This is a genomic window from Bradyrhizobium sp. (assembly GCF_049798375.1).
Lineage (GTDB): Bacteria > Pseudomonadota > Alphaproteobacteria > Rhizobiales > Xanthobacteraceae > Bradyrhizobium.
This window is the reverse complement of sequence record NZ_JBARGP010000698.1, coordinates 1-2,271: the sequence shown is the minus strand read 5'-3', so window position 1 is coordinate 2,271 and position 2,271 is coordinate 1. Positions and strand designations below refer to the sequence as shown.

Sequence of the window (2,271 nt, the reverse complement as noted above, 5' to 3'; positions counted from 1 at the left end):
CGTCGGTGCTGGCAACCGCCTGCGTTGGCGGCGGCGACAATTGCGGCGCTGCTGTCTTGACGGGCTCGACTGCGGCCTGCTTGGTCAGGATGCGGCAGAGCCGCGCCAATGTCGGCCGCAGCTCATGGCGGTGCACGACCATATCGACCATGCCGTGGTCGAGCAGATATTCGGCGCGCTGGAAACCTTCCGGCAGCTTCTCGCGAATGGTCTGCTCGATCACGCGGGCGCCGGCAAAGCCGATCAGCGCGCCGGGTTCGGCGATGTGGACATCGCCCAGCATGGCGTAAGAGGCCGTGACGCCGCCCGTGGTCGGATTGGTCAGCACTACGATGTAGGGTTTTCGCGCTTCGCGCAGCATCTGGATCGCGACCGTAGTGCGCGGCATCTGCATCAGCGACAAGATGCCCTCCTGCATGCGGGCGCCGCCGGAGGCCGCGAAGACGATGAAGGGCGCGCTCTTCTCGACCGCAAGCTCGAGCCCGCGCACGATCGCCTCGCCCGCCGCCATGCCGAGCGAGCCACCCATGAAATCGAAATCCTGCACGGCGACCACGGTGCCCATGCCTTCGAGCTTGCCGTAGCCGACCTTGACCGCATCATTCATGCCGGTGCGCGCGCGTGCATCCCGGATGCGGTCGGCATAGCGCCGCTCGTCACGAAATTTCAGCGGATCCGCCGTGACCTCGGGGAGAGCAATGTCATACCAGGTCTCGTTGTCGAACACCGACTTCAGCCGCGCCGCCGCGTTCATGCGCAGATGGTAGTTCGAGCCGGGAATGACGAACTGATTGGCCTCGACATCCTTGTAGAACACGAGCTGCCCGGAATCGGGGCACTTGATCCAGAGATTCTCCGGCGTCTCCCGACGCAAGATGTTGCGGATCTTCGGCCGGACCACATTGGTAAGCCAGTTCATGTGTCGCTCCGTCGTGCGATCGCCTTGGTATATGGCGAGAAGGTCAAGTCTCGGCAAGCTCGCGCTCCGCCGTGAGATCATTCCTAGAAACGGCCTATTCCGCGGCCTGCCTGGCGCCGCGGACACCCTGAGCCAGCGCGGCCACGAGATCAGCCACCGCGCTGACGGTCTTCGGCGTTGCCTTACCTTCGGCATCGAGGCTGCCCTTGAGGGCATCGACCAGTGCGGTGCCGACCACGGCGCCATCCGAGTTCTCGGCGATGGCACGCGCCGTCTCCGGCGTGCGGATGCCGAAGCCGACGCAGACCGGCAGCGAGGTGTGGCGCTTGATGCGCGCAACGGCCCCGCTGACCATCGTCGCATCTGCCGCCGCAGCACCGGTGATACCGGTGATCGAGACGTAGTAGACGAAGCCGGAGGTGTTGGCGAGCACCGCCGGCAGCCGCTTGTCATCGGTGGTCGGCGTTGCGAGGCGGATGAAGTTGAGGCCGGCCTTGAGCGCCGGCACGCACAGTTCGGTGTCTTCCTCCGGCGGCAGGTCGACGATGATCAGCCCATCGACACCGGCGGCCTTGGCATCGACGAGGAAACTATCGACGCCGTAGATGTAGATCGGGTTGTAGTAGCCCATCAGCACGATCGGCGTGGCATCGTCGGTCTCGCGGAAGCGTTTGACCAGCGCCAGCGTCTTCTTCAGCGTCATGCCGGCTCTGAGTGCGCGCAGGCCCGCCGCCTGGATCGAGGGGCCGTCGGCCATCGGATCGGTGAAGGGCATGCCGAGCTCGATCACATCGGCGCCCGCCTGCGGCAGCGCCTTGACGATGGCGAGCGAGGTCTCCGGATCGGGATCGCCGGCCATGACGAAGGTGACGAAGGCCGAGCGGCCTTCTTTCTTGAGCTGCGCAAAGCGCGCATCGATGCGGGTGGTCATGAAAGCTTCCTGGAATTCGGCCGCGCTGTTGCGCCGGGCACTATAGCGTAGGGTGGGCAAAGGCGCGCAGCGCCGTGCCCACCATGTCTCGAGCAGACCGATCGATGGTGGGCACGCTTCGCTTTGCCCACCCTACGGTTCTCGACTGATCGATCCAGCGTCACAACACCTTCCTCGCGCGCAGGATGTCGCCGACTTGCGGCACGTCCTTGTCGCCGCGGCCGGAGAGGTTGACCACCATCAGGTGATCCCTAGGCTTCTGCGGCGCGAGCTCCACCACCCGGGCGATCGCGTGTGCCGATTCCAGCGCGGGGATGATGCCCTCGAGCCGGGACAGCAGCTGGAACGCCGACAGCGCCTCCTCGTCGGTTGCCGACAGATACTTCACACGGCCGACGTCGTGCAGCCAGGAGTGCTCCGG

At 65.5% G+C, this 2,271-nt stretch carries 2 protein-coding genes and 1 pseudogene; all 3 read right to left on the bottom strand.

The features are described 5' to 3' along the window. On the bottom strand, positions 1-919 hold a 919-nt coding region (gene accD, locus WA702_RS27435; protein WP_425113677.1), incomplete at its 3' end, for an acetyl-CoA carboxylase, carboxyltransferase subunit beta. 94 nt (positions 920-1,013) lie between these two features. Beyond that, positions 1,014-1,850: a tryptophan synthase subunit alpha gene (trpA, locus tag WA702_RS27430; protein WP_425113676.1), complete on the bottom strand. Its 837-nt coding sequence runs from the start codon at positions 1,848-1,850 to the stop codon at positions 1,014-1,016. Between the two features lie 160 nt (positions 1,851-2,010). Next, a pseudogene (locus WA702_RS27425) lies at positions 2,011-2,271 on the bottom strand (tryptophan synthase subunit beta); the annotation flags it as partial.

Bases quoted from the DNA above. Each gene is read 5' to 3' on its own strand.
- trpA (WP_425113676.1), bottom strand. From the start codon at position 1,850: ATGACCACCCGCATCGATGCGCGCTTTGCGCAGCTCAAGAAAGAAGGC.